Here is a 24,687-nt window from a genome sequence, read left to right on the forward strand (position 1 = left end):
ACCGGCCCGTATCTGGCAGTGACCAGGATCGCAGCCGAGCGGTGACGAGGGTCGCTGTGTGCCGGGGTGTCGCAATGACGCGACGCTCCGGAAACGGACGACGACCCCCCGTCCCGTCAGCGGTGGTCGTGGGGGTTCCGACGGTGGCTCCGAAGGCCGCTGACAGCAAACGTGGACCGGGCTTTCAGCTGGTACTCAGGCATTCGTGACACTTTCGACTCACGACATGGAATCCCCAACCCGTCTCGACTGTTGTGCAGGTGTCAGCACCGGCGGGCAGTGCGGCGCTACGGGGGAGGGCTGATGGACGTGGGGATGGCAAGGAACCGGGCAACCGGCGCGAGCGAGGGGACCGTGGACACCGTGGACAAGAACATCGGCATGCGAACCGACGAGGTCGCCGAGGAGCGTGACCTGGTCGGCGTCTACCTTCACGAGATCTCCCGGACGCCACTGCTGGACGCCGCCAAGGAGGTCGATCTCTCCAAGGCGATCGAGGCCGGGCTCTACGCCGAGCACCTGCTCGGCGAGGACCGCGTCCCCGTCGGGTTCGACCGGGACGACCTGGAGCGGCTGGTCGTCGAGGGGGAGCGGGCGAAGGATCTCTTCATCCGGGCCAACCTGCGGCTGGTCGTGTCGATCGCCCGCCGGTACGTCCGGTCCGGGATGCCCATGCTGGATCTGATCCAGGAGGGCAACACCGGCCTGGTGCGCGCGGTCGAGAAGTTCGACTACGAGCGCGGCTACAAGTTCTCCACCTACGCCACCTGGTGGATCCGGCAGGCGATCAGCCGGGCGATCGCCCAGCAGGAGCGCACCGTGCGGCTGCCCGTGCACCTGGTCGAGGACGTCAACCGGATGCGCAACGTGGCCCGGCAGCTCACCCGCGAGCTGGGTGGCGACCCGGAGCCGGAGCAGATCGCGGCCTCCCTCGGCGTCACCGTCGAGCGGGTCAACGAGCTGGTCCGCTGGTCGCAGGACACCGTGTCGCTGGACACCCCGGTCGGGGACGACGGCGACACCAACCTCGGCGACCTGGTCGCGGACAGCGACGCCCCGTCACCGGAGGACATCGTCCTCACCGGGTTGGAGCGGCAGCGCATCGAGGGCCTGCTCAACCACCTCGACGACCGGTCCGCCGGCATCATGCGGGCCCGGTACGGCCTGGAGGACGGGCGGGAGCACTCGCTGACCGAGGTCGCGTCGCGCTTCTCGCTCTCCCGGGAACGGATTCGTCAGCTGGAGATCCAGGCGCTCGGCCGGCTCCGCGAGCTGGCCCGCGCGGAGGGCCTCCAAGCGGCCTGACCGGGCACCGCCGATCAAGCCCGACCTGGGCGGGCACCGAGCGGCCATTGGCCGCCTGAGCTGGTAGGAATGACGGCGAACGGCCGGCGTCCGTAGGGGGACGCCGGCCGTTCGCCGTTCGGCTGCCGATCAGTCGACCCGGCCGTAGCCGGCGATGCTCATCATGTTCATCTTCCGCTTGAGGACGTTACGACCGGCGCTCGGCGCGTCGATCACCTGCCCGTCGCCCACGTAGAGCGCGACGTGCCCCAGCCCCGAGTAGAAGACCAGGTCGCCGGGCTGTAGCGCGCTACGGCTGACCCGGGAGGTGGCGTTCCACTGCATCGCCGCGTTGTGCGGCAGCCGCTTCCCGGCCGCCCGCCAGGCGGCGAGGGTCAGGCCCGAGCAGTCGTACCCGTTGGGGCCCTCGGCTCCCCAGACGTACGGCTTGCCGATCGCCCCGTACGCGTACTGCACGGCGGTGCCGGCGCTGCCGGAGGCGGCCGGTGGGTTGGCGGCGGGGGTGGTGGACGTGGTGGAGCGGGCCGGCTTCTTCGCCGGTGCCTCGGTGGCCCGACCGTACGCGGCCCGGCGCATCTCGTAGAGCTTCGCCAGATCCTGCTCGATCCGCTTCTTCGTCTTGGCGACCGCCCGGGACTGGGCGGCCTGCCGGGCCAGCGTGGCGTCGAGCCGGGTCTTCTCGTCCAGCAGCGCCCGCTGGTCGGCGGTGTACCCGTCGATCTGCTGCTGGCGCTGCCGGGTGAGCTGGTCGAGGGTGCCGAGCCGGTCGACCAGGGAACCGCCGGCCGGGTCGAGGATCGCCTCGGCCGTACGCAGCCCGCCGGTCTTGTACGCGGTGGCGGCGATCTGGCCCACCGCGGCCCGGCTCTGGGCCGCCTGGGCCTCCAGCGGACCGATCCTCGCGTGCAGGTCGGCCGCGGTGGCCTGGTTCGTCTTGATCTCCTCGTTGAGCTTGTTGTACGACTCGACGATCCGTTCCAGCTCCGTCGAGGACCGTTCGATCCGGGCGGTGAGTTCGGCGACCGAGGGCTCGGCCCGGACCGGTGCCGACGGGGCGATCAGCGCGGCCGACAGGCCGGCGACCGCCAGAGTGCGCAGCAGCATCCGTAAGGACGACAAGAGCGGAAGACTCCTCTCCCACCGGTCACCGGGGGATGCTGTCGCCCCCGGCGACACCGGCCGGGCCCGTCCGGGCGGACGGCCGTTTACCGTGCCGGCCTGATCAACCTAACCCGTGACGGGAGTGACGCGCAGACAAAGCCGCGGCGAATGTTGACGAAGCGGTGCGGCGTGTCGTTGTGGCAGGTGACACCGATGAGCCTGGTGAACGGCCTGCCGACGGGGTCCTGGACGGTTAGCGAGGAAGGTCTGATTCGTCGTTCCAGGCGGATACCGGTGGGGATCGGACGGGAAAGGAGGGATAAAACCGAAATGGTGGTCAGATGCCGGCGAAGCAGGGAGGTCGTGCTCGCCGGATCTGTCGGAAATCGGGAAGCGGTCCGGGCGTGCCGGCAACAGAATGGAGCCCCGGCCGGGAATCCCGCCGTACGCACGTTGGCGTCGCGGTGGGACAACCGGCTCCGTCGGCCCCTGGGAGGACGCCGTGCAGGCAGACCACGCCAGCACCCGACCGCCACGCTGGTCCCGACCGACCACGCTGCTGTACGCCCGGCCCGGGATCGTGGTGACCACCGAACGGTTCACCGCGGGCCGGAGCAGCTACGCCGTCGCCGACCTCACCCACCTGCGGATCGGCCGTGGGCCGCACGACCGGCTCGCGGCCCGGGTCGTCACGCTCGCCGCCGTCGGCGCGGGCACGGCCGGCGTGCTGCTCGGCTTCACCGGCGGGCTGGAACGGCTCACCGCCGGGGCGTACCTGGCGCTGGGCGCGGTGTGCCTGCTACCCGTGCTGCTGGTGCTGCTCGGGGACCGCTGGCGGCCACCGCCCCACGAACTGCACGGCCACTGCCACGGCACCGAGCTGCTGTTGTTCAGCAGCGACGACCGGGAGCAGCTCGACCAGGTGGTCGACGCCCTGCAGCAGGCCCGGGAGCAGCACCGGTACGCCGACGCCGACGACCCGTCACCCACCGCCACCTACTGGCGGCCGGACCGCTGAGGCCGGGCGGTCGACCCGGCAGCGCCCTGCCGACCGACGGCGCACGGCCGACGCCACGCCGGCCGGCCGGGCCGTCAGAGGGCGGGCCAGAAGTTCAGAGGGCGGCCGGGCCGTCAGAGGATGGGCCGGGCGTCAGAGGACGGCCGGCTCCGGGGTGCGGGGACGCGCGGTGGACAGCTCGCGGGTCACCTTGCGCTCCGCCACGAACGACACGAACGGCACCGTGCCGGCGAGCATCACCAGCAGCATCCGCTTCAGCGGCCAGTGCACCCGACGCCCCAGGTCGAAGGTGGCGGCCAGATAGAGCATGTAGAGCCAGCCGTGCGCGGTGCCGACGACCGCCACCACGATCGGCTCGTCGAACACGTACTTCAGCGGCATGCCGATCAACACCAGTACGGCCAGCGCCACGCCCACGATCCAGGCGATCACGCGGTACCGGGTAAGTGCTCCGCCCACCGTCGTCCGTCCTTCCGACCGGCCTCAGCCGGGATAGTCGCCGGGCCTCGCGCCCGGGTTGGCGTTCAACCAGGTCAGATAGCGGTTGTACGCGGCCAGGTCGGCGTCGTCCGCGCCGTCGGCCGGTGCGGCCGGCACCCGGGCGACCCGCACCGGACGGCGTACCGCCGGGGTGGTCGACGGTGCGGTGGCGGCACCGGCCGGGGCCACCCCGTCCGGTACGGTGGTCCGCCCCGGGGCCGCGCCCGGGTCGCGCAGCGTGTGCCGGACCTCACGCCACCAGACGAAGACCACGAAGCCGGCGAAGATCGGCCACTCCACCGCGTAGCCCCAGCTCAGCGTGTTGCCGTCGGCGGCCCGGCTGATCTGCCACCAGCCCAGCCCCAGAAAGCCCGTCACCAGGACGACCAGGGCCACGTGGCGGGCGATCCACGCCGGTGTCCAGAGCCGCTTCATGCCGTCGAGGGTACCGGGACGGCCCGGTGTCTCCGACGCGGCGTCGTAGCCGGGGTGTCGGAGGGTTTGGTGACACCCCGGCTGGGCATCCGTCTAGACACCAGCCCAGTCGAACCCGAGGGGGCGACATGACCGAATCAGCACACCGCTCCGGCGACGCCAGTCCGGAACAGCGGATACCCGAGTGGGACGGCGACCACGTCCACCGCACCGCCACCGTGGTCTCCGAGACCGACGGCGAACTGCTCGGGGTGGACCCGGCCGACCTCGACGACGACGACCTGATCCGCGAGTTGCAGAGCCTGCACCGCACCCGGCTCGACACACTCCGGCACGCCGCCGACTCGGCGCTCGCCAACCACCTGCGGCGCACCGCCGAACTGGAGACCGAGTACCTGGCCCGGCACCCCGGCCGCGAGGTGGACCCGCACCGGCTACGGGACGCCTGATGGGCACGCTCGCCGAGCGTGGCATGTCCGCGCCGCCCGAGGTGGTGTTCAGCACCGCCACCGACCCCGACCGGATCGACTCCTGGTTGCCCGAGACGCTGCGGGTCGACGGCACGGCCCCGACCACCCGCTCCGACCACGAGCTGCGGGCGCGCTGGGACGGCCCGAACGGCACGGCCGAGCTGCGGGTCGCGCCGGCCGACGCCGGAGGCACCCGGGTCCGGCTGGAACTGCCCGCCGGGTCGGCCGCCGGGCTGGCCGACGAATCCCTGGTCAACCTCGAACGCGAGGTCGCCGAGAACCTGACCGCGGGCTGACCCACCCGCTCCCTGACCCACCGGCTCCCTGACGCGACCGCCGAACCGATGCGAACCGCGAACCGATGGGTACGACGAACGAGGAGATCCGGTGACCGACGGTGGCCTGAAGCAGAAGGTGGCGCGGCTGCGCCAGGCGTACGCGCCGCACGAGCATCGCCCGCTGGACGGCTACCTGGCGGCGATGGGCACCTACGCCGGGGTGACCGCGTCCATCGCGGCGCTGGTGAAGGCGACCGGCCGGCCGGTGCCCGAGCGGCCCGCCCCGGCCGACGTGGTGCTGCTCGCCGTCGCCACCCACAAGCTGAGCCGGCTGCTCTCCAAGGACGCGGTGACCAGCCCGCTGCGGGCCCCGTTCACCCGCTACGACCACCCGATCGGCAGCGGTGAGGTGATGGAGCAGGTCCGGGACCAGGGCAGCACCACCCGGCACGCGATCGGTGAGCTGCTCAGCTGCCCGTTCTGCCTGGCCGTCTGGGTGGCCACCGGACTCACCGGCGGCCTGGTGCTGGCCCCCCGGCTGACCCGGCTGGTGGCGACCGCGCTGACCGCGGTCGCCGCGTCCGACTTCCTCCAGATGGGGTACGCGATGGCCCAGCAGGCCGCCGAGGGCGGACGTCACGACGAGAAGTGACCCGTACGCGGAAGGGGCCGACGGATCGTGTCCGTCGGCCCCTTTCCGTCATCGCTGACCAGGTGTGGGTGATCAGGTGGGGGTGGTGCCGTGGTCCTCGCCGGCCCAGCCGCGTGACGTCTCCGGTTCCCGCTCGTCGGCGTCCGCGTCGGTGACGACGTCGCGGTCGACCGCGGTCCGGTCGTGCTCGTTGGCGAAGTCCGGCTCGGGCAGGGTGTCCTGTCCCTCGGGGGGTTGGCCGAGGGCCGGCATCTGCGCGTGGTGCTCCTCGTGGTCGGACATCTCCATCTCCTCTCGCCGGCGTACGGCCGGTCAGCCCGCCGACCCGCCCAGCAGGTCGGCCGCCTCGTCCACCGCGTACTCGCCCTCGGGGAGCGCGGCGATCCGGGTGAGCAGCTCCGCCGGCAGGTCCGCGCTGACCGCCGCACGGTAGATGGCGGCCTGACTGATCCGTTCCTGGCCGTGGTAGATCTCGTCGAGCAACTCGTCGAGCTGTCGGAGGTCCGGCTGTCCGGCCACGGTCACGTCGTCGGTCACGGGTATGTCGTCGGTCACTCCGCCCTGCTACCCGGGGCCGAAACGGTCAAACCCGTCAGGCCGGGGTGGGCAGGGTGGCCCGGCGGGCCCGGACGGCGGCCCCGAGGTGCTCCAGCACCTCCGTGGTGGTGTCCCACCCGATGCAGGCGTCGGTGACCGAACGGCCGTAGGTCAGCTCCCGGGTCGGGTCCAGGTCCTGGCGGCCCTCCAGCAGGAAGCTCTCCAGCATGATGCCGACGATGCCGCGCTGCCCGGCGGCGAGCTGGGCGGCCACGTCGGCGGCCACCTTCGGCTGGTTGCGGTGGTCCTTGCCGCTGTTGGCGTGGCTGGCGTCGACCACCAGCCGCTCCGGCAGCCCGGCCGCCCGGAGCAGGTCCAACGCCCCGGCCACCGACCCGGCGTCGTAGTTCGGCAGGCCCCCGCCGCCGCGCAGCACCAGGTGCCCGTCGGCGTTGCCCCGGGTGTGCATGATCGCCGGGGTGCCGGAGACGTCGATGCCGGGGAAGACGTGCGGCACCTCGGCGGCCCGGATCGCGTCCACGGCGGTGGCGATGCTGCCGTCCGGGCGGTTCTTCATGCCGATCGGCATGGACAGGCCGGAGGCGAGCTGCCGGTGCACCTGGCTCTCCACCGTCCGGGCGCCGATCGCGCCCCAGGCCACCGTGTCGGCGATGTACTGCGGGGTGATCGGGTCGAGGAACTCGCAGCCCACCGGGAGCCCCAACCCGACCACGTCGCGCAGCAGCGCGCGGGCGGTCCGCAGGCCGGTGTTCACGTCGCCGGAGCCGTCCAACGCCGGATCGTTGATCAGGCCCTTCCAGCCGACCGTGGAGCGCGGCTTCTCGAAGTAGACCCGCATCACCACCAGCAGGTCGTCGGCGTGCCGGTCGGCGGCCTCGCGCAGCCGGTGGGCGTACTCCAGGGCCGCCGCCGGGTCGTGCACCGAGCACGGCCCGACCACCACCAGCAGGCGGTCGTCGGCGCGGTCCAGCACCCGGCCGACCGCGCGTCGGCCGGCCAGCACGGCCGAGGCGAGCGGCGGGTCCAGGGGCAGCTCGTGCAGGAGCAGGGCGGGGGTGGTCAGCGGCACGACACGATCGATCCGTTGGTCGATGACCGCGCCGGTGTCCGGGGTCGTCACGGTGGGATTCCTTCCGCCGACCGTGCCCGGTGCCGGTGCCCGGGTCGAGCCGGCTGCTCGTAAACAGAAGGGCAGGAACTCAGGGATCCTGCCCGGCCGGCTCGAAACGCGATGACGTCAGCTCATGGTGAGGTCACCGGCTCCGCAGCCGGCTGGCTAAACCATCGATACGCACGCGTCACGCCGACAAGCGTACCCGACCGGAGGGAAGGACTCATCCGGTCGTCGGCCAACCCTCGTCTGACGTTCACCTTCATCGCTCTGACCGTCGGTAACTTCGGCGGCACCGATCGCATCCCCCGGAGGTTCCGATGGACCGTCGTACCGTCCTGCGCGCCACCGTCGCCGGTGGGGCCGCCGCCTTCGCCGGCAGCCTCTGGTCCGGCGTCGCGCTGGCCGCCCCGGCCCAGCCCGGCACCGGCCCGTACGGGCCGCTCGGCACCGCCGACGGCAACGGCCTCCAACTCCCCGCGGGCTTCACCAGCCGGGTGATCGCCCGCTCCCGGCAGGTGGTGCCGGGCACCTCGTACACCTGGCACAACGCCCCCGACGGCGGGGCCTGCTTCCCCGCCGGCACCGGTTGGATCTACGTCTCCAACTCGGAGATCCCGCTCAGCGGCGGCGCGTCGGCGGTGCGGTTCGCCGCCGACGGCACGATCACCTCGGCGTACCGGATCCTGTCCGGCACCAACCAGAACTGCGCCGGTGGCGCGACCCCGTGGGGGACCTGGCTCTCCTGCGAGGAGGTCAGCCGGGGCTTCGTCTACGAGACCTATCCGCAGGGCGGCACCGACGCGGTGCAGCGACCGGCGCTGGGCCGGTTCACGCACGAGGCGGCGGCGGCCGACCCGGTGCGCCAGGTGATCTACCTGACCGAGGACGAGTCCGACGGCTGCTTCTACCGGTTCCGCCCGACCGTCTGGGGCGACCTCTCCGCCGGCACCCTGGAGGTGCTGGTCGCCGGCACCGCCACCAGCGGCCCGGTGAGCTGGGCCCGGATCCCCGACCCGGACGGCTCGCCGAAGGCGACCCGCAAGCAGGTCTCCGGGGCGAAGAGGTTCGACGGCGGCGAGGGCTGCTGGTACGCCGACGGCACCTGCTGGTTCACCACCAAGGGCGACAACCGGGTCTGGGCGTACGACGTGGTCGGTCAGCGCATCGAGCTGGCGTACGACGACTCGCTGGTGACCGGCGGCAGCGCCCCGCTGACCGGGGTGGACAACATCACCGGCACCCGCTCCGGAGACCTCTACGTCGCCGAGGACGGCGGCGACATGGAGATCAACATGATCACCCCGAGCGGGGTGGTCACGCCGTTCGTGCGGATCACCGGGCAGTCCTCGTCGGAGATCACCGGACCGGCGTTCTCGCCGGACGGCAGCCGGCTCTACTTCTCGTCCCAGCGCGGCACGTCCGGTGTCTCCGCCGGAGGCATCACCTACGAGGTACGCGGCCCGTTCCGCTGACCTGTTCCTGCCAGCCTGGCGTGCCGGCTTGGCCTGCCGGTCTGGCCCGCCGGTCTGGCCCGGCGGCCGGTTCCTGTGGTCTGGCCTGGCGGTCTGGCCACCCGGCCGGTTCCGCCGGCCTGGCGTGGCGGTCCGGCCGGGTGGGCTTCCGAGGAGTGGGCGGTCGGCGGTGGGCGATCTTGTGGCGTGGCGGGGACGCCGACGGGGTAACGGGATCCGCATGACCCACGAGCAGAGCGACCAGGAACGGGTGGAGTCCCGGGCCCACCTGCTGCCCGAGGAGGCAGCGGTCGGCAGCGACGACCCGCAGGCCCAGGCCGAGGCGATCCTCGCCGAGTCGGATCTCCGCACGGCCGACCAGCAGGCCGCCCCCGGCACGGTGCTGGAGCACCGGACATCCGAGCAGACCGTCACCCCGATCGAACCCCCCGACTGAGCCACCCGTCGGCGTCGGCGACGTGCACACCTGCGCCGCCGCGCCGGTCGACCGCCGTCCGGACGGCGACACGTCGCCATCGCGGCGCGGAGATCGGATAGCGTCGGGGCATGCCCGACAGCGGTTACCCCTGGCCCATCGAGACGACCCGACTGGACAACGGCCTGTGCGTGGTGGTGAGCGAGGACCGCACCGCCCCGGCGGTCGCGGTCAACCTCTGGTACGACGTGGGCTCCCGCCACGAGCCGGCGGGACAGACCGGCTTCGCCCACCTCTTCGAGCACCTGATGTTCGAGGGCTCGGTCAACGTCGCCAAGACCGAGCACATGAAGCTGATCCAGGGCTCCGGCGGCTCGCTCAACGCCACCACGAACCCGGACCGGACGAACTACTTCGAGACCGTCCCGGCCGAACACCTGGAACTGGCCCTGTGGCTGGAGGCCGACCGGATGGGCGGCCTGGTCCCCGCGCTGACCCAGCAGACCCTGGACAACCAGCGGGACGTGGTCAAGAACGAGCGTCGGCAGCGCTACGAGAACGTCCCGTACGGCGACGCCTGGCTGCGGTTGCTCCCGCTGCTCTACCCGCCGGGGCACCCGTACCACCATGCGACGATCGGCTCGATGGCCGACCTGAACGCCGCCGACCTGGCCACCTTCCAGACGTTCCACCAGACGTACTACGCGCCGGACAACGCCGTGCTCACCGTGGTCGGTGACGCCACCGCCGCCGAGGTCTTCGCGCTGGCCGACCGGTACTTCGGGGCGATCCCGGCGCGTGGTGACATCCCCGCCGCGCCGGACGGGCACACCGTCGCCGGCACCGGCCGGCCCGCCGTCGAGACGGTCACCGCCGAGGTGCCGGCCGCCCGGGTCTACGTCGCGCACCGCACCCACCCGTTCGGCAGCACCGGCTACGACGTGGCCACGGTGGCCGCCACGGTGCTCGGCAGCGGCCGGGGCAGCCGGCTCTACCAGCGGCTCGCCGACGGCGAACGGCTCGCCCAGCCGGACCTGGTCGGCGCGTACGGGGTGGACCTGGCGCACGCCCCGGCACCGGTGATCGCCACCGCCACCGCCCGCCCCGGGGTGACCGCCGAACGGCTCGCCGCCGGGGTCGCCGAGGTGGTCGACGAACTCGCCACCGTGCCGGTCACCGCCGCCGAGCTGGACCGGGCCAAGGCGCTGCTCAGCACCGCCTGGTGGCGGCAGATGTCCACGGTGGACGGCCGGGCCGACGCGCTCGGCCGGTACGCCACCCAGTTCGGCGACCCGGCGAAGACCGGCGACCGGCTGCCCGGCTGGCTGTCGGTGACCGCCGCGCAGATCGCCGAGCTGGCCGCCGACGTCCTCGTCCCCGCCGACCGGGTGACCCTGACCTACCTGCCGGAGGAGACCTCATGACGCTGATCACCGCCCGTCCGGGTCCGGGCACCGCCCGCCCGTACCGGTTCCCGACGGTGGTCCGCCGGGACGTCGCCGGTGGCCGGGTGGTCGCCGCGCACCTGCCCGGACAGACCCTCGCCGTCGCCCTCCTGCTGCTCGACGCGGGCGCCGGCCGCGAGCCGGTGGGCAAGGAAGGGCTCGGCGCGGTGCTGGCCAAGGCGCTGGAGGAGGGCACCGCGCAGCGGGACGCCACCACCTTCGCGTTGGCCGTCGAGGGCCTCGGCACCGAGCTGGCCACCGGGTTGGACTGGGACAGCTTCCAGGTCAGCGTCCAGGTGCCGGTGGACCGCCTCGGCGCGGCGGTGGAGCTGCTCGCCGAGGCGGTGCGTACGCCCCGGCTCGACCCGGACGACGTACGCCGGGTCCGTGACGACGAGGCGACGGCGCTGCGGATGGACTGGGCCAACCCCGGCCCGCGCGCCGACGCGGTGCTGCGCGCCGACCTGTTCGGCGCGGAGAACCGCTGGGGCCGCCCGCTGTACGGCGACCCCGACTCGGTGGCCGGGCTGGACGTGGAGGACGTCACCGTCTTCCACTCCGAATGGTTCATCCGCCCCGGCACCCTGATCGTCGCCGGTGACCTGGACCGGCTCGACCTGGACGCGCTGGGCGCGGCGGCCTTTGCCGGCACCGGCGGCGGTCCCGTCGAGCGGGGCGGCCCGATCGAGGTGCCGATGCCCGCCGGGCGGCGGATCATCCTGGTGGACCGGCCCGGCTCGGTGCAGTCCACGCTGCGGCTGGGCCACCCGTCGCCGCACCGCGCCCACCCCGACCACGTGCCGATGACGCTCGCCGGCACGGTGCTGGGCGGGGCGTTCACCTCCCGGCTCAACCACCTGATCCGCGAGGTACGCGGCTACACGTACGGCATCCGGGGCGACTTCGCCTCGTCCCGCCGGTTCGGCCGGTTCGCGGTCAGCTCCGGGGTGCAGACGGCGGTGACCGCGCCGGCCCTGGTCGAGGCGGTCGGCGAGATCACCCGTACCCGGGTCGGCGGGGTGACCGAGGACGAGCTGTCGGTGGCCCGCTCCTGGCGGGCCGGGCAGCTCTCGGTCGAGTTGCAGAGCCCCCGGGCGATCGCCTCGGCGTTGACCACCCTGGTCGTGCACGACCTGCCGGACGACTACCACGCCCAGCTGCGGGAGGCGCTGCTCGCCGCCGACGTGGCGCAGGTCTCGGCGGCTGCCGCCACCCACCTGCACCCGGATTCGCTCACCCTCGTCATCGAGGGCGACGCGGCGCTGATCCGCGACGAACTGGTCGCCTCCGGGCTCGGCGAGGTGACCGACCACGCCGGTTGACCGTGCGTGTGCCGGCCGGGCGGGGTGCTTCGGGGGCGGGGCGGTGTGATTCCGGTCGCGCCGCCCCTTGCCGTCGGGCCGGGGCGGCGCTGCGGATGCTGCGGCCGGACGGCCTGCTCACGGCCGATTTTCCGGGCTGTCGGGGCGTACCGTCGGGTGGTTTGCGGCCCGGCGGCCGGTCCGGTCGCCGGGCCGACCGACGGTCCGGCCCCCGGGCGGTGGGAAAGGCTTCCCGCCGTCGGCCTGCGGCTGGGTAGCCTCGCGGGCATGAGGATCGGCATTGTGGGAGCCACCGGCCAGGTCGGTGGCGTCATGCGGCAGGTGCTGGCGGAACGCGAGTTCCCGGCGGAGCAGGTGCGGTTGTTCGCCTCGGCGCGGTCGGCCGGGCGCACCCTGCCCTGGCGGGACGGCGAGGTCACGGTCGAGGACGCGGCGACCGCCGACTACTCCGGGCTGGACATCGTGCTCTTCTCCGCAGGCAAGGGCACCGCGAAGGAGCTGGCCCCCCGGGTCGCCGCGACCGGCGCGGTGGTCATCGACAACTCGTCGGCGTTCCGGACGGACCCGCAGGTGCCGCTGGTCGTCGCCGAGGTCAACCCGCACGCGATCGCCGACCGGCCCAGGGGCATCATCGCCAACCCGAACTGCACCACGATGGCCGCGATGCCGGTGCTGCGCCCCCTGCACGACGAGGCCGGGCTGGTCAGCCTGGTCGTCGCCACCTACCAGGCGGTCTCCGGCGCCGGCCTGGCCGGGGTCGCCGAACTCGACGAGCAGGTACGCAAGGTCGCCGAGGGCGCTGCCGCGCTCGCCCACGACGGGACGGCCGTCGAGTTCCCCGCGCCCCGTTCCTTCGCCCGGCCGATCGCCTTCAACGTGCTCCCGCTGGCCGGCTCGATCGTCGACGACGGCTCGTTCGAGACCGACGAGGAGCAGAAGCTGCGCAACGAGAGCCGCAGGATCCTGGAGATCCCCGAGCTGAAGGTCTCCGGCACCTGCGTACGGGTGCCCGTCTTCACCGGCCACTCGTTGCAGATCAACGCCCGGTTCGCCCGGCCGATCACCCCGCAGCGGGCCCGGGAACTGCTCGACGGGGCGCCCGGCGTGGCGCTGTCGGACGTGCCGACCCCGCTGGAGGCGGCCGGTCAGGACCCGACCTTCGTCGGCCGGATCCGCGCCGACGAGACCGTCGAACACGGCCTGGCGCTGTTCTGCTCGAACGACAACCTGCGCAAGGGCGCCGCGCTGAACGCGGTGCAGCTCGCCGAGCTGGTAGCCGCCGAGCGCCGCTGACGGCAGCCACCGGACGGCGTTGACGGTGGCCGTCGAGCGGCGCTGAGCGTCGTCGCCGGACGGCGTTGGCTGTCGTCCGTCTCCGCCGACCGGCCGGCTCCTCCGTCCATGACGGCGGCACCGCGGTGTACCGCCGTCGTGGGCGGGTGTCGTGCCGTTCGGCGGGTATACCGGCCTCCCGGGCCGGCAGTGCCGCCCCGGCACCTCGGGGAGGACGGGATGGGAACCGGCCAGGGCGGCGACGACGCGGGGCGGCCCGCCGACGCCGTCCGCCCCGGTGGCCCGGACCTGCGGTCGGAGACCTCCCGCCTGCTGGCGTTCAGCGACGGGGTCTTCGCCATCGTCATCACGCTGCTGGTGCTCGACCTCCAGCCGCCCGACGTGGGCCGGGGCCGGATGCTGCACGCGCTCGTCGAGCAGTGGCCGGCGTACCTGGCCTACCTCACGTCGTACCTGTACGTGGCGGTCAGCTGGCTGAACCATCGGACCACCTTCCACCGGGTCGCCGGCAGCAGCAGGGGGCTGCAGTGGTGGAACCTGGCGGTGCTGTCCAGCACCGCGCTGCTGCCGTTCGCCACCTCGGTGGTCTCGACGACGATGCAGCACGGCGACCGCAGCGACCAGCGGGCCGCCGTTGCCGTCTACGGGCTGGTCGGCGTGCTGCTCTCGGGTGCCTGGCTGGGCCTCTACCACTACCTCGGCCGGCACCACGACCTGCTGCACCCGGCGGTGCCGACCGGCATGTACCCCGCGGAGCGGCTGCGGGCTCTGGTCGGCGTCGTGGCGTACGTGCTGGCGGGGTTGTTGGGTTTCCTGGTCGCCCCACCGATCGCGCTGATCGTCTACCTGGCTCTGCCGGTCTTCTACGCCTCGACCAGCGAGGGGCTCTACGGCCTGCGCAGGCGGGTGCGCGGTTCCGGATAGCTGCCGGGTGACAGCGCGCGTTACCCGCCCCGGACGACGGGTAGACGACGCGTGCCGACACCGAGAGGGGAGCACCATGACAACGGTCGGAGAGTTCATGACGACCCGGTTGGTGACGATGGACGGCAACGACACGCTCACCGCCGCGGCGCAGGAGATGCGGGACAGCGCGATCGGCGACGTGGTGGTGACCGATGGCGACGACGTGGTGGGAATCGTCACGGACCGGGACATCACCGTCCGGGCCGTCGCCGGGGAGATGGACCCGAACCGCACCACGCTCCGCCAGATCATCAGCCGGGACGTGATCACGGTCAGCCAGTACGACGACGCGGTCGCCGCCGCCGACCTGATGCGCACCTACGCCGTACGCCGGCTGCCGGTCGTCGAGGACGGTCGGCTGGTGGGCCTGGTGTCGATGGGCGACCTCGCGGTGGAGCGGGAACCCCAGTCGGTGCTCGCGGACATCAGCGCCGACGACCCCAACAACTGACGCCACCGCAGACGACCGTGACGCCGGCCCCGGGCACCCCCCCGGGGCCACCCCCCCGGGGCCACCCCCCCCGGGGCCACCCCCCCCCCCCCCGGGGCCACCCCCCCCGGGGCCACCCCCACCCCCACATCCCCCACCCAGCCCAGCCCTCACCCAGCCCAGCCCTGCTCGGCCCCGCCCGCCTCGCCCCACCCGCCTCGCCTCGCCCCGCCCCGTCGATCATGGAGTTGTGGTGGGGCGGAAAGGTGTGAAAAGTGCCCTAACCAGGCACCATAAGTCCAAGATCGACGGGGTGGGAGCTGGGCTGGGTGGGGCGGGTAGGGCGAGGCGGGGAGGGAAGGGGCGAGGGCAGGAAGGGTGGGGCAGGGGGAGGGGTCACCTGGTTGGGGTGAGGTTGGGGGCGGGGTGGGTGGGGATTCGTGGGGGGTAGGTGGAGGTGGGTGGGAGGACGGGGGAGAGGGGCTGATGGTGGACGCGACCACGAGGTTCTTCGAGAGCCTGGACCGGCGAGGTTACGAGCCGTTGCTGGACAAGGCCTCCGGAACGCTGCGTTTCGATCTGCACGAGGGTGCGTACACCACCCACTGGCTGCTCCGGGTGGACCGGGGAAAGCTGGAGGTCAGCCAGGAGGACCGGGAGGCGGACACGGTCATCGTGACGACTCCGGCGCTGTTCGAGGAGATGGCAGCCGGCCGGGAGCACGGCCTGGCGGCGCTGCTGCGCGGGGACATGACGGTGACCGGTGACGCCCGGCTGGTGGTGCAGATCGAGCGGATCTTCCCCACCTCGCCGGACGCCCAGGGGCCGCGCCGGCTCCACCAGCGGGAGGTGTGGTGATGGGGCAGAGCAACACGGTCCGGATCCTGGACGGCAACACGTTCGTCGTCTCGGAGGAGACCGGCGACATCGAGGCGACGCCGAGCGAGCCGACCGGCCTGTTCTCCCTCGACGTCCGGTTCCTGTCCCGCTGGGTGCTGACCGTCAACGGGGAACGGCTCAACGCCCTGTCCTACGACGATCTGCAGTACTTCGAGGCGCGGTTCTTCCTGGTGCCGGGGATGGCCACCCACTACGTCGACGCCAAGCTGTCGATCATCCGGGAACGCGCGGTGGGCGGCAGTTTCCGCGAACAGTTGACCATCCTGAACCACGACGAGAAGGCGGTCGACCTGGAGGTCCGGATGGACGCGGGCGCGGACTTCGCCGACCTCTTCCAGGTCAAGGACGAGATCCTCAACAAGAAGGGCGAGTTGTACGCCGAGGCGGAGTCCGACCGGCTGCGGCTGGGCTACCGGCGGGGCAACTTCCGGCGCGAGACGGTCATCTCGTCGTCCCGGCCGGCCCGGTACGACAAGCACGGCTTCGCGTACTCGGTGCACCTGGAGCCCAACGAGCAGTGGACCGCCGAGATCGACGTACAGACCTTCGCGATCGGGCCGGGCGGCCGGGACCTGCGGCTGGGGTTGACGGTGCACGGCCACGAGCGGCTCGCCCTCCAGCACGACCTGGAGGAGTGGATCGCCAAGTCCCCCAAGCTCAACAGTGAGCACGAGCAGTTGGCCGCCACCTACCGGCGCAGCCTGGTCGACCTGGCCGCGTTGCGTTTCGCACCGCTGTCGCTCGGCGGCCAGACCCTGCCCGCCGCCGGCCTGCCCTGGTTCATGACCATGTTCGGCCGGGACAGCATCCTGACCTGCCTCCAGGCGCTGCCGTTCGCCCCGGAGCTGTCCAAGACCACGCTGCGCATCCTGGCCGCCCTCCAGGGCACCCGGTTCGACGACTTCCGCGAGGAGGACCCGGGCCGGATCCTGCACGAGATGCGCTACGGCGAGACGGCCGCCTTCGAGGAGCAGCCGCACTCGCCCTACTACGGTTCGGTGGACGCCACCCCGCTCTTCGTGATCCTGCTCGACGAGTACGAGCGGTGGAGCGGGGACGTCGCGCTGGTCATGGAGATGGAACGGGAGTGCCGGGCCGCGCTGAAGTGGATCGACGACTATGCCGACCTGATCGGCGACGGCTACATCTGGTACGAGCGGCGCAACACCGACACCGGCCTGGAGAACCAGTGCTGGAAGGACTCCTGGGACTCCATCTCGTACGCCGACGGCAGCCTGCCACCGTTCCCCCGGGCCACCTGCGAGGTGCAGGGCTACGCGTACGACGCAAAGCGGCGGGCGGCCCGGATGGCCCGGGAGTTCTGGGGCGACCCGGTGTTCGCCGAGCGGCTGGAGCAGCAGGCCGCGGCGCTGAAGGAACGCTTCAACCGGGACTGGTGGGTCGCCGATGGGGAGTACTACGCGCTGGCGCTCGACCCGGACGGGCGGCAGTGCGACGTGCTCGGCTCGAACATCGGGCACCTGCTGTGGAGCGGGATCGTCGATGACGACCGGGCCGAGAAGATCGCCCACCACCTGGTCGGGCCCCGCCTGTTCACCGGCTGGGGGGTGCGCACCCTCGCCGAGGGGGAGGTGCGGTACAACCCGATCGGCTACCACAACGGCACGATCTGGCCGTTCGACAACTCCTTCATCGCCTGGGGGCTGCGCCGGTACGGCTTCGCCGAGGAGGCCGCCACCATCGCCAGCGGCATCCTCGACGCGGCCGGCTACTTCGACGGGCGGCTGCCCGAGGCGTTCGGTGGTTATCCCCGGGAGCAGACCAAGTTCCCGGTCGAGTACCCGACGGCGTGCAGCCCGCAGGCCTGGTCGACGGGGGCCCCGCTGCTGTTGCTGCGCACCATGCTCGGCCTGGAGCCGCACGAGGGGCACCTGGCGGTGGACCCGGTGCTGCCGGTGGGGATGGGCCGGATCGAGGTGCTGGACATCCCGGGCCGCTGGGGACGGGTGGACGCCTTCGCCCGGGGTCGGCTGGACCTGCACAACCTGGCCGGCTGACGGCTCCGCCCTACGGTTCCGTAACCTACGCGGGGTAAAGTAACCGGATGCCGGAACTCGTGTACCCGCCCGTGATCGCCGCTGCCAAGACGTTGTTCCGGGTTCTCGACCTGCGCCTGACCGTCGACGGCAACCAGCACGTCCCCCGTACCGGCGGGGCGGTGTTGGCCAGCAACCACGTCAGCTACCTCGATTTCATCTTCTGCGGGTACGGGGCGCACGAGTCCCGGCGACTGGTCCGGTTCATGGCCAAGCACGAGGTCTTCGCCCACAAGGTCTCCGGCCCGCTGATGCGCGGCATGAAGCACATCCCGGTGAACCGGTCGGCGGGGGTCGGGTCGTACAACACGGCGGTGGACGCGCTGCGGCGCGGCGAGGTGGTCGGCCTCTTCCCGGAGGGGACGATCAGCCGCTCCTTCACCGTCAAGGAGTTGAAGAGCGGGGCCGCCCGGATGGCGCAGGCGGCGGGGGTGCCGCTGCTGCCGGTGGCGCTCTGGGGCACCCAGCGGCTCTGGACCAAGGGCCGGCCGAAGACCCTCACCCGGCGGCACACCCCGATCACCATCCTGCTCGGCGAACCGATGGACCCGGGGGCCTACCCGGACGCGAACACGATGACGGCGGAGCTGAAGGTCCGTTTGAGCGCCCTGGTCGACCGGGCCCAGCAGGAGTACCCCGACAAGCCGGCCGGCCCGGACGACACCTGGTGGCAGCCGGCGCACCTGGGCGGCACCGCGCCCAACCTCCAGGAGGCCGCCGAGCTGGACCGCCGCCCCCGCCGTTCGACCGCCTCCTGACCGCCCCCGCCCTGCGGCGACCTGCGCCGGGGGTAGGGGTCCGTGTGTCGGGTCAGATGCCGACCGCGTCCTGCCCGGCCCTGGCCGGGACGCGGTAGTAGTCGTCGCGGGACAGGAACTCCACCGGCAGCGAACCCGGCAGGGTCACCCGCGCCTCACCGGTCAGCGGGGCGGCGGTGGCCCGCCGGATCAGCACGTCCCGCTCCGGCGGCGCGAGTTCCACCAGCTCGGGACGGTTGACCCGGAAACAGGCCACCGTACGGCGGATCAGCCGGGCCAACTCGGTCACCGGGCCCACCGGGCCACCCAGGGCCAGGGTGGGCTGCTGGATCGTCCGCAGCGCGTCGCAGACCACCAGCAGTTCCGCCTCCGGACCCGTGCCCCGCGTCGCGGCGAGGGGGGCCGTCGACCGTAGCTCCAGCCGGGACGGCCACTGCCAGCGGATCTGCCCGCTGACCAGCCGAGGCAGCCGTACGGCCCGCCGGTGCCGGACACCCGTCGAGTCGATCTTCCCGGCGACCAGGGCCAGGTCGCCGGCCAGGCAGACGTAGGCGAGTCGCCGGTCGGTGACGGTGACCGAGGCGGGTGCCGGCAGCACCCAGTGTCGGCGGGTGCCGGTGGGGCTGAGCAGGCAGCCGGCCACCGAGGTCAGGTATTTGCCGAGCACCCGTTCACCGGGTTCCGGGACCAGTTCGTGGTGCCGGTCGAGCACGGGGGCGACATCGTCCTCCGGCGCGTCGAACCGATGCGGTGCGATGAAGAACGGGGACATGTCCTCGCGCATCGTCACGACCTCCCCCGCGCAGTGGTGTCCTGGCGTCCAGCCTCGCCGACCCCTGCCGCACTGTCATGACACCCGTTAGGGGGTCGGCCGGTCGTACGACGCCTGTGACCGGTAGATGCCGATCTCCTCCGGCCGGACTAGTCCGTCCTCGATCGCTCGGGCCAGGAGAGCGGCCTTCGTGGCGGCTGGTCGACCCGCCCGGGTGTACTTGATCCGGGCCCGGTCCACGTATTGTTTGACGGTGTGCTCGCTGATCTGCATCCGGCGGGCCACCGATGCCTTCGACATCGACTGGAACCACAGCAGCAGCGCCTCGCGTTCCTTGTCCGACAGGGCCGGCCGGTCCGGGCGCGGATCGCCCACCATCGCCCCGGCCAGGGTCGGCGGCACGTAGGGGCGGTCGCTGGCAGCGGCCAGCACCGTCGCCACGCAGTGCTCCCGTCCCTCGTGTTTGGCCAGGAACGCGGTCGCCCCGGCATCGAGCGCGGCGAGCATCGTCGCCGGGTCGGTGTGCTCGGAGTAGACCACCACCCGCCGACCGGCGGCGCTCAGCTCGACCAGCTTGTCGATCATCATCCGTCCGCGCAGCCGCAGGTCCAGCAGGATCACGTCGGCCTCTGGCGCGGCGCGCAGCACCAGGTCCGGGTCGTCACCGGTGGCGAGCACCCGCAGCCGAGGTTCGGTGGACAGCCAGGCCCGTACCCCGTCGATCACCACCGGATGGTCGTCGACAATCGACACCCCGACGGGGCGCTCCCCGCTCACGGCCTGCGCCATCGGGTCTGCGTCCACCTGATCTCCCCGTCCCGCTCGTGTACGTGTTCCACCTGGTCGTCGTCGTCCATCGGGGCGGACGGATCGGCTGCCCGCGGGCCGTCCACGTCCGGTGCCACCAGGCTGACCGCCACCTCGTCCGGGCCGGCCACCACCGTCAGCCGGGCCCAGCCGGTGGCGTCCGCCAGCGCGGCGGCCAGCGGATCGGCCAACCGTCGGCGGACCTCCACCGGCAGTGGCGGCGGCGTGCCGATGGCGATCAGCTCGATCGGCAACCCGTTGCGTTCGGCCAGATCGGCGGCGGCCCGCAGCTCGTGCAGCAACGGGTCCGGCACGTCGTCGGACTCGGCGATCAGCCGGCGCAGCCGGGTCGCCGCCAGCACGCACCGGCGCTGCACGAACGGGTCGGCCGGGTCGGCGCGACCATCGGCCAGCTCCGCCAGCACCTGCTCGGCGGCACCGCCGACCAGCGCCAGCCGGGCCCGCCGGTCCACCCAGGCCCGTTCGGCGGCGTCCCGCTCGGCGCGTACGGCGAGGGTCGCGGCGGCGGTGTCGGCCCGGTCCCGGGCGAGAGTGGCGATCACCGCGGCACCGGTGAAGGCCGCCACCGGCAGCGACGAGGTGCCGTAGACGTACATCGCGTAGCGGGTCAGGTCGGCGGGGCCGGTCGCGCCGTGGCCGACCAGCGCGGCGAGTGCGATCACCGCATGGCCGGCCAGCAGGGCGAGCAGCCACCGGACCCGGCGACCCCAGAGCACCACCACGAAGAACCAGGCCAGCCCGGTCCACACCCAGTTCCCGGCGGCGAAGAGCTGTCGCACGCCGGCCGCCGCGAAGACTGCCACGTCCACCGCCAGCAGCGCCGCCGCCAGCGGGAGCGCCGGAGGCAGCCCGCCGCGCAGCAGCCGGAGGGCGGCGTACCCGCCGATCAGGCAGGCGGCCAGCCAGCCCGCCGCGACCACCGTCGGGGTGGCCAGCTCGGACCAGCCGCCGAGCAGCGCCGGCAGCCCGATCGCGGCGTGCCAGACCAGGGCGATGGCCACCGCCGCGATGCGGGCCCCCCGGTCCGAGAACCGGGCCACGTCCACCGCCGTGCCGTCGGCTGCCGCCGGGCCTCCCGACCGCACCACCGGCCGGGGTACGCGGACCGGCGCGGTCGCACCGAGGTCAGTCGACATCCGGCCATTCCAGCCTGATCCGGGTGCCCTCGCCAGGGGCGGAGGTCACCTCCGCCAGCCCACCGACCTCGGCCAGCCGGCCACGGATCGACTCGCGCAGCCCGTACCGGTGGACCGGGACGGTGGCCGGGTCGAAACCGGGACCGTCGTCGACCACCTCGACCACGACGCTGCCGTCACACCGCCCCAGCCGCACGGCGACGTGCGCACCCGGCGCGTGGCGGGCCACGTTGGCCAGCGCGGCGGCGGTGGCGTCGACGAGCGCGGCGGTCACCTCCGGCGGCGCGGCGCAGGGCGGCAACGTGGCGGCCACGGTCAGCTCCGGGTGGGTGGCGAGCAGCGCACGCAGGCCGGCGTCGACATCGACCGGGCCGGCGTCGGCCGCCTCCGCAGCGGCGTCGGCCGGGTTGGCGGCCGGCGCGGACCGGGCGTCGGCGAGGCCGATCAGGGTACGCAGATCCGTCCCGGCCCGTTCCCGCAACGCCGCTGAGCCGGCCGGCACGGCACCCAGCCCGACCATGGTGAGCGTGGAGAGCACCGTGTCGTGCAGGTCCCGATTCTGCCGCCGTTCCACCTCCCGGGCCGTCCGGGCCAGCACCACGTCCCGGCGCAGCCGTTGGAAGTTGGCGAAGGCGGCGTCGGCACGCCCGATCCACCGGCGCATCACCGCCGCCACCATCGCCGCACAGCCGGTCTGCATCAACAGGGTCGCCGCGTGCGCGGAGGCCTCGACGGTGTTGCCGGCGGCCGAGGCACCGGCCGCGTAGCCGGCGGTGACCAGCACGCCCGCCGGCACCGACCAGCGGGCCGGCGCGGTGGCCTGCGTGTTGATCACGGTGGTGCTGGCCAGCACGGCGAGCCAGCTACCCTCGCCCGGCAGCACCTCGGGGGCGACCAGCAACGGGGCCAGCAGGCTCGCCGCGACGGTGAACGCGACGTCCCCGGCGACCAGTCCGGGACCGATGCCGACCCGCAGCGCCCGCGCCGCGTACCAGACCGACCAGCCGGTGAGCGCGACGACGGCCGCCAGCAGCACCGAGACCCGCACCGGCGGGGTACGCATCGCCAGCGCGGCCACCGCGCCGAACAGCCCGCAGGTCAGCCGCAGCAGGGCCGGCAGGGTGGTGAAGATGAGCTGGAGCGCGCCACCGGCCGGTCGATCCAGCAACGACGGTGACGAGGCCGGAGCGGGTGCGGCCGACATCAGGGGGAGGGCGTCCTTCGGGCGGTGACCCGTCCGGGTCTGCTCGGCGGTGCATCGATGCCGGAGAATAGCATGAGCTGCCCTAACTGATGACGATTGATGCACGTTCGACGCTGCGAAGGGCCAGCCGGCGCTGGCCGGGCGTGCGTGCCGGTGACCCTAGCGGCGGCCCGCGTCGCCGCCGGCCGCCGGGCGGCTCACTGTTGGGCCCAGCCGGCCGGGTTGCTGAACGACTCCCGGGAGATGCCGGAGCCGGTCCGTGGCCAGTCGCCGAAGCGCTGATTGTGCAGGTGGGCGAAGAAGTAGCACATCTGCTGGAAGTAGCCGTCCGGCAACGCTCGCGCCGGGTCGGCCCGCACCGCCTCGTAGTACTCCCGCCCCAGCGCCACGACGTGGCCCCGGCCGTAGAGGAAGCCGTCGTCGGAGCCGTCGAGCACCGCGTGCACGTCGGCCCGGTCGATGTCGTACAGCTTGCGTTCGACCACCCGGTCCAGGTCGGTCAGCTCGGGGCCGGACAGGTCGCCGCAGAGCTGGCCCAGCCGGTCGAGGAAGGGGTCGAGCCAGACGTCGACCGCGTAGGCGCCCTCGTCGTCGACGAAGGCGTCGCGGGCGTCGTGGGCATCGCTGGTGTCGTGGGCATCGCTGGTGTCGCGGGCATCGCTGGTGTCGCGGGCGTCGCTGGTGTCGCGGGTGAGCAGCGATTGGCGTAGCGCGGCGGGCTCGGGGCCGAGTTGTTCCCAGGCGGCCTCCACCAGGCCCCAGAAGCGGGCTTCCTCCGCTGCGGTGGGCAGTCGGGTCGACGTGTCGGTCTCACTCATGCGCCGGACGGTAGCGGGTCGCCCCGACGTTTCCGGGGTGCGTGTGGTCTTCCCAGGGTGATCGGGGGTGGACCGCAAGGGGTGGGGGCCGCCCGCCGGTGAGGTGGGCGGCCCCGGTCCCGGGTGCGGTCAGCGCCGCCCGCGCCGTACCTCGTCCAGGAAGGCGGACCAGGCGGTCGGGTCGAACCGCAGGGTCGGGCCGGCCTGGTCCTTGCTGTCCCGTACGCCGATCACGCCGGGCAGGTTGTCGGCCACCTCGACGCAGTTGCCGCCGCTGCCGCCGCTGCGGGTGCTCTTGCGCCAGAGGGCACCGGCCAGGTCACTCATGCTCGCTCCTCGATGATCGCCTTGATCAGTTTCTCTGATGCTGCCTCGTCCGGCGCGAGCGTCTCCAGGTCGGCCCAGACGCGGTCGTAGGCGGCGACCTCGGCCGGCTTGTCCAGGTAGAGCGCGCCGGTGATGTTCTCCAGGTAGACGGTAGTCGGCTCGGTCGATGCCCGCCCGAACGCCTGCGGGAAGCCCAGCATCACGAAGGTGCCCGTCTCGCTGGCCAGCGGCGGGCCGGCGGTGAACGGGAGGACGCGCAGGCTCACGTTCGGCAGCGCGGCCATGTCGAGCAGGTGCCGGAGTTGCCCGGCCATCGCGTGCCGGTCGGGGATGGTGCGGCGCAGCACCGCCTCGCTCAGCACCACCTTGAGGGTGGGCGCGCTGGGCAGCCGCCGCACCAGGATGTGTTGGCGCTGCATCCGTACCTCGACGAGCTTCTCCCGCTCTGCGCCGGTCATGGTGGGGTTCTTCCGGAGGAAGAGTTCGGCGGCGTACTCGCGGGTCTGGAGCAGGCCGGGGATCAGCTCCGCGTCGTATTGACGAAGTGTCGTGGCGGACGATTCCAGGCCGACGTACAGCGAGAACCACGATGGGACCACATCGCCGTAGGAATGCCACCAGCCCTTGGCGCGGGTCTCCTTGGCGAGGCCGGTGACAATCGTCTTCATCTCGCCGGACACCTGGTACAGCTCGCACATGGCGCGGGCATCCACCACCCGGACGGGGACCAGGCCCTTTTCGATGCGCCACATCTTCTGCCGGGAACAGTCCAAGCCCTCGGCGGCGGCGTCCAGCGAGACCGAAGCATCCTCGCGGAGCTGGGTGAGCAGCCTGCCGAGCTGCCGCCGGGGGACGGTGGACCCGCTTGTTGCATCCGTCATGCAACATCACCCGACCCGTCCTGCAACAGGAATTGTTTCGTCCCACGCATTTGTCGACTCCATTCCTCGGGCGTGAATTCGGCTTGAGCGTAAGGGGGGCGTGGGGTGTTGCGCAAGGTGTTGGTGCTGTCGCAGGCTGTCTATTGCCGGACGGTCGGAAGAGGCGTCAGAAATGGCGTCGCAAATAGCCCGCTGTCCCGCTCGCTGCGGATCAGAGCGTGGGCGGGGCGGCGCTATTTCTCGGGAGGAAAG

At 72.7% G+C, this 24,687-nt stretch carries 28 protein-coding genes; 15 read left to right on the forward strand and 13 right to left on the reverse strand.

The window, feature by feature from the left end; genetic code table 11:
* Positions 1 to 315 precede the first annotated feature (315 nt).
* On the forward strand, positions 316 to 1,305 hold the full coding sequence (locus ACIG87_RS13220; RefSeq protein WP_396850836.1) for an RNA polymerase sigma factor RpoD/SigA: 990 nt from the start codon (positions 316 to 318) through the stop codon (positions 1,303 to 1,305).
* Positions 1,306 to 1,434: 129 nt separating this feature from the next.
* On the opposite strand, the gene ACIG87_RS13225 is transcribed toward ACIG87_RS13220, so the two are convergent.
* Entirely contained in the window at positions 1,435 to 2,424 is a 990-nt protein-coding gene (locus ACIG87_RS13225; RefSeq protein ID WP_396850735.1) for an NlpC/P60 family protein, read from the reverse strand.
* Positions 2,425 to 2,908: 484 nt separating this feature from the next.
* Here ACIG87_RS13225 and ACIG87_RS13230 point away from each other — a divergent pair, with 484 nt between their 5' ends.
* Positions 2,909 to 3,424 carry a DUF6232 family protein gene (locus ACIG87_RS13230; protein WP_396850736.1) on the forward strand — a complete coding sequence of 172 codons (516 nt, stop codon included), beginning with the start codon at positions 2,909 to 2,911 and terminating at the stop codon, positions 3,422 to 3,424.
* Positions 3,425 to 3,556: 132 nt separating this feature from the next.
* On the opposite strand, the gene ACIG87_RS13235 is transcribed toward ACIG87_RS13230, so the two are convergent.
* Together ACIG87_RS13235 and ACIG87_RS13240 are read right to left on the reverse strand one after the other, a co-directional pair.
* Positions 3,557 to 3,883, reverse strand: a complete 327-nt coding sequence (locus tag ACIG87_RS13235) for a DUF3817 domain-containing protein (protein ID WP_396850737.1) — start codon at positions 3,881 to 3,883, stop codon at positions 3,557 to 3,559.
* A gap of 24 nt (positions 3,884 to 3,907) precedes the next feature.
* Complete coding sequence (locus ACIG87_RS13240; RefSeq protein ID WP_396850738.1) at positions 3,908 to 4,339, reverse strand: hypothetical protein; 432 nt, start codon at positions 4,337 to 4,339, stop codon at positions 3,908 to 3,910.
* 128 nt (positions 4,340 to 4,467) lie between these two features.
* Between ACIG87_RS13240 and ACIG87_RS13245 the strand changes: the two genes are divergently transcribed.
* The 3 genes from ACIG87_RS13245 to ACIG87_RS13255 all read left to right on the forward strand — a co-directional run bounded on the left by ACIG87_RS13245 (position 4,468) and on the right by ACIG87_RS13255 (position 5,739).
* A complete protein-coding gene (locus ACIG87_RS13245; RefSeq protein WP_396850739.1) occupies positions 4,468 to 4,788 on the forward strand; it encodes a DUF6158 family protein in 321 nt (106 codons plus the stop codon).
* On the forward strand, positions 4,788 to 5,105 hold the full coding sequence (locus ACIG87_RS13250) for a hypothetical protein (protein WP_396850740.1): 318 nt from the start codon (positions 4,788 to 4,790) through the stop codon (positions 5,103 to 5,105). Before ACIG87_RS13245 ends, ACIG87_RS13250 begins: the two co-directional genes overlap by 1 nt.
* Positions 5,106 to 5,196: 91 nt before the next feature.
* Positions 5,197 to 5,739: a DUF1360 domain-containing protein gene (locus ACIG87_RS13255; protein WP_396850741.1), complete on the forward strand. Its 543-nt coding sequence runs from the start codon at positions 5,197 to 5,199 to the stop codon at positions 5,737 to 5,739.
* Between the two features lie 72 nt (positions 5,740 to 5,811).
* Here ACIG87_RS13255 and ACIG87_RS13260 read toward each other — a convergent pair whose 3' ends face one another.
* The 3 genes from ACIG87_RS13260 to ACIG87_RS13270 are packed head-to-tail and all read right to left on the reverse strand — an operon-like array spanning position 5,812 to position 7,417.
* On the reverse strand, positions 5,812 to 6,021 hold the full coding sequence (locus ACIG87_RS13260) for a hypothetical protein (RefSeq protein ID WP_396850742.1): 210 nt from the start codon (positions 6,019 to 6,021) through the stop codon (positions 5,812 to 5,814).
* Positions 6,022 to 6,051: 30 nt separating this feature from the next.
* The gene (locus ACIG87_RS13265) at positions 6,052 to 6,294 is read right to left on the reverse strand and encodes a hypothetical protein (RefSeq protein ID WP_396850743.1); all 243 of its coding nucleotides are present in this window, start codon (positions 6,292 to 6,294) and stop codon (positions 6,052 to 6,054) included.
* Between the two features lie 37 nt (positions 6,295 to 6,331).
* Entirely contained in the window at positions 6,332 to 7,417 is a 1,086-nt protein-coding gene (locus tag ACIG87_RS13270) for a 3-deoxy-7-phosphoheptulonate synthase (RefSeq protein WP_396850744.1), read from the reverse strand.
* Positions 7,418 to 7,728: 311 nt separating this feature from the next.
* On the opposite strand from ACIG87_RS13270, the gene ACIG87_RS13275 reads away from it, so the two are divergent.
* The 10 genes from ACIG87_RS13275 to ACIG87_RS13320 all read left to right on the forward strand — a co-directional run bounded on the left by ACIG87_RS13275 (position 7,729) and on the right by ACIG87_RS13320 (position 18,469).
* On the forward strand, positions 7,729 to 8,883 hold the full coding sequence (locus ACIG87_RS13275) for an alkaline phosphatase PhoX (protein WP_396850745.1): 1,155 nt from the start codon (positions 7,729 to 7,731) through the stop codon (positions 8,881 to 8,883).
* 220 nt (positions 8,884 to 9,103) lie between these two features.
* Positions 9,104 to 9,319: a hypothetical protein gene (locus tag ACIG87_RS13280; protein ID WP_396850746.1), complete on the forward strand. Its 216-nt coding sequence runs from the start codon at positions 9,104 to 9,106 to the stop codon at positions 9,317 to 9,319.
* A 110-nt stretch (positions 9,320 to 9,429) separates the two neighbouring features.
* Positions 9,430 to 10,722, forward strand: coding sequence for a M16 family metallopeptidase (locus tag ACIG87_RS13285; protein WP_396850747.1), 1,293 nt, complete (start codon positions 9,430 to 9,432; stop codon positions 10,720 to 10,722).
* Positions 10,719 to 12,065, forward strand: coding sequence for a M16 family metallopeptidase (locus ACIG87_RS13290; protein WP_396850748.1), 1,347 nt, complete (start codon positions 10,719 to 10,721; stop codon positions 12,063 to 12,065). Before ACIG87_RS13285 ends, ACIG87_RS13290 begins: the two co-directional genes overlap by 4 nt.
* Positions 12,066 to 12,332: 267 nt before the next feature.
* Complete coding sequence (locus ACIG87_RS13295; RefSeq protein ID WP_396850749.1) at positions 12,333 to 13,358, forward strand: aspartate-semialdehyde dehydrogenase; 1,026 nt, start codon at positions 12,333 to 12,335, stop codon at positions 13,356 to 13,358.
* A 219-nt stretch (positions 13,359 to 13,577) separates the two neighbouring features.
* Positions 13,578 to 14,282 (forward strand): TMEM175 family protein, encoded by a 705-nt coding sequence (locus ACIG87_RS13300; RefSeq protein WP_396850750.1) that lies wholly within the window; start codon positions 13,578 to 13,580, stop codon positions 14,280 to 14,282.
* Positions 14,283 to 14,358: 76 nt separating this feature from the next.
* Positions 14,359 to 14,775, forward strand: a complete 417-nt coding sequence (locus ACIG87_RS13305; RefSeq protein ID WP_396850751.1) for a CBS domain-containing protein — start codon at positions 14,359 to 14,361, stop codon at positions 14,773 to 14,775.
* A gap of 465 nt (positions 14,776 to 15,240) precedes the next feature.
* Positions 15,241 to 15,612 carry an SCP2 sterol-binding domain-containing protein gene (locus tag ACIG87_RS13310; RefSeq protein WP_396850752.1) on the forward strand — a complete coding sequence of 124 codons (372 nt, stop codon included), beginning with the start codon at positions 15,241 to 15,243 and terminating at the stop codon, positions 15,610 to 15,612.
* Positions 15,612 to 17,672 carry a glycogen debranching N-terminal domain-containing protein gene (locus ACIG87_RS13315; protein WP_396850753.1) on the forward strand — a complete coding sequence of 687 codons (2,061 nt, stop codon included), beginning with the start codon at positions 15,612 to 15,614 and terminating at the stop codon, positions 17,670 to 17,672. The genes ACIG87_RS13310 and ACIG87_RS13315 overlap by 1 nt, the downstream gene beginning before the upstream one ends.
* Positions 17,673 to 17,719: 47 nt before the next feature.
* Positions 17,720 to 18,469 (forward strand): lysophospholipid acyltransferase family protein, encoded by a 750-nt coding sequence (locus ACIG87_RS13320; protein WP_396850754.1) that lies wholly within the window; start codon positions 17,720 to 17,722, stop codon positions 18,467 to 18,469.
* A gap of 52 nt (positions 18,470 to 18,521) precedes the next feature.
* On the opposite strand, the gene ACIG87_RS13325 is transcribed toward ACIG87_RS13320, so the two are convergent.
* The 7 genes from ACIG87_RS13325 to ACIG87_RS13355 form a co-directional block, all read right to left on the reverse strand.
* On the reverse strand, positions 18,522 to 19,253 hold the full coding sequence (locus ACIG87_RS13325) for a hypothetical protein (protein WP_396850755.1): 732 nt from the start codon (positions 19,251 to 19,253) through the stop codon (positions 18,522 to 18,524).
* Between the two features lie 75 nt (positions 19,254 to 19,328).
* A complete protein-coding gene (locus ACIG87_RS13330) occupies positions 19,329 to 20,045 on the reverse strand; it encodes a response regulator (protein ID WP_396850756.1) in 717 nt (238 codons plus the stop codon).
* Positions 20,015 to 21,205, reverse strand: a complete 1,191-nt coding sequence (locus ACIG87_RS13335; protein WP_396850757.1) for a hypothetical protein — start codon at positions 21,203 to 21,205, stop codon at positions 20,015 to 20,017. The genes ACIG87_RS13330 and ACIG87_RS13335 overlap by 31 nt, the downstream gene beginning before the upstream one ends.
* On the reverse strand, positions 21,195 to 22,409 hold the full coding sequence (locus tag ACIG87_RS13340; RefSeq protein ID WP_396850758.1) for a sensor histidine kinase: 1,215 nt from the start codon (positions 22,407 to 22,409) through the stop codon (positions 21,195 to 21,197). Before ACIG87_RS13340 ends, ACIG87_RS13335 begins: the two co-directional genes overlap by 11 nt.
* 197 nt (positions 22,410 to 22,606) lie before the next feature.
* Positions 22,607 to 23,227, reverse strand: coding sequence for a DUF4240 domain-containing protein (locus ACIG87_RS13345; RefSeq protein ID WP_396850759.1), 621 nt, complete (start codon positions 23,225 to 23,227; stop codon positions 22,607 to 22,609).
* Between the two features lie 129 nt (positions 23,228 to 23,356).
* Positions 23,357 to 23,554 (reverse strand): DUF397 domain-containing protein, encoded by a 198-nt coding sequence (locus ACIG87_RS13350; protein ID WP_396850760.1) that lies wholly within the window; start codon positions 23,552 to 23,554, stop codon positions 23,357 to 23,359.
* Positions 23,551 to 24,435, reverse strand: a complete 885-nt coding sequence (locus ACIG87_RS13355; RefSeq protein ID WP_396850761.1) for a helix-turn-helix domain-containing protein — start codon at positions 24,433 to 24,435, stop codon at positions 23,551 to 23,553. Before ACIG87_RS13355 ends, ACIG87_RS13350 begins: the two co-directional genes overlap by 4 nt.
* Positions 24,436 to 24,687: the final 252 nt, after the last annotated feature.

Source organism: Micromonospora sp. NPDC051925, from assembly GCF_044548625.1.
Taxonomy (GTDB): Bacteria; Actinomycetota; Actinomycetes; order Mycobacteriales; family Micromonosporaceae; genus Micromonospora.

What these genes read in the sequence shown, in the direction of transcription:
- ACIG87_RS13355 (WP_396850761.1), bottom strand. Translation starts at nt 24,435, where the DNA reads ATGACGGATGCAACAAGCGGGTCCACCGTCCCCCGGCGGCAGCTCGGC.
- ACIG87_RS13300 (WP_396850750.1), top strand. Translation starts at nt 13,578, where the DNA reads ATGGGAACCGGCCAGGGCGGCGACGACGCGGGGCGGCCCGCCGACGCC.
- ACIG87_RS13325 (WP_396850755.1), bottom strand. Translation starts at nt 19,253, where the DNA reads ATGCGCGAGGACATGTCCCCGTTCTTCATCGCACCGCATCGGTTCGAC.
- ACIG87_RS13240 (WP_396850738.1), bottom strand. Translation starts at nt 4,339, where the DNA reads ATGAAGCGGCTCTGGACACCGGCGTGGATCGCCCGCCACGTGGCCCTG.
- ACIG87_RS13260 (WP_396850742.1), bottom strand. Translation starts at nt 6,021, where the DNA reads ATGTCCGACCACGAGGAGCACCACGCGCAGATGCCGGCCCTCGGCCAA.
- ACIG87_RS13315 (WP_396850753.1), top strand. Translation starts at nt 15,612, where the DNA reads ATGGGGCAGAGCAACACGGTCCGGATCCTGGACGGCAACACGTTCGTC.
- ACIG87_RS13280 (WP_396850746.1), top strand. Translation starts at nt 9,104, where the DNA reads ATGACCCACGAGCAGAGCGACCAGGAACGGGTGGAGTCCCGGGCCCAC.
- ACIG87_RS13245 (WP_396850739.1), top strand. Translation starts at nt 4,468, where the DNA reads ATGACCGAATCAGCACACCGCTCCGGCGACGCCAGTCCGGAACAGCGG.
- ACIG87_RS13290 (WP_396850748.1), top strand. Translation starts at nt 10,719, where the DNA reads ATGACGCTGATCACCGCCCGTCCGGGTCCGGGCACCGCCCGCCCGTAC.
- ACIG87_RS13350 (WP_396850760.1), bottom strand. Translation starts at nt 23,554, where the DNA reads ATGAGTGACCTGGCCGGTGCCCTCTGGCGCAAGAGCACCCGCAGCGGC.
- ACIG87_RS13220 (WP_396850836.1), top strand. Translation starts at nt 316, where the DNA reads ATGGCAAGGAACCGGGCAACCGGCGCGAGCGAGGGGACCGTGGACACC.
- ACIG87_RS13335 (WP_396850757.1), bottom strand. Translation starts at nt 21,205, where the DNA reads ATGTCGACTGACCTCGGTGCGACCGCGCCGGTCCGCGTACCCCGGCCG.
- ACIG87_RS13285 (WP_396850747.1), top strand. Translation starts at nt 9,430, where the DNA reads ATGCCCGACAGCGGTTACCCCTGGCCCATCGAGACGACCCGACTGGAC.
- ACIG87_RS13310 (WP_396850752.1), top strand. Translation starts at nt 15,241, where the DNA reads ATGGTGGACGCGACCACGAGGTTCTTCGAGAGCCTGGACCGGCGAGGT.
- ACIG87_RS13345 (WP_396850759.1), bottom strand. Translation starts at nt 23,227, where the DNA reads ATGAGTGAGACCGACACGTCGACCCGACTGCCCACCGCAGCGGAGGAA.
- ACIG87_RS13250 (WP_396850740.1), top strand. Translation starts at nt 4,788, where the DNA reads ATGGGCACGCTCGCCGAGCGTGGCATGTCCGCGCCGCCCGAGGTGGTG.
- ACIG87_RS13340 (WP_396850758.1), bottom strand. Translation starts at nt 22,409, where the DNA reads ATGTCGGCCGCACCCGCTCCGGCCTCGTCACCGTCGTTGCTGGATCGA.
- ACIG87_RS13295 (WP_396850749.1), top strand. Translation starts at nt 12,333, where the DNA reads ATGAGGATCGGCATTGTGGGAGCCACCGGCCAGGTCGGTGGCGTCATG.
- ACIG87_RS13320 (WP_396850754.1), top strand. Translation starts at nt 17,720, where the DNA reads ATGCCGGAACTCGTGTACCCGCCCGTGATCGCCGCTGCCAAGACGTTG.
- ACIG87_RS13305 (WP_396850751.1), top strand. Translation starts at nt 14,359, where the DNA reads ATGACAACGGTCGGAGAGTTCATGACGACCCGGTTGGTGACGATGGAC.
- ACIG87_RS13275 (WP_396850745.1), top strand. Translation starts at nt 7,729, where the DNA reads ATGGACCGTCGTACCGTCCTGCGCGCCACCGTCGCCGGTGGGGCCGCC.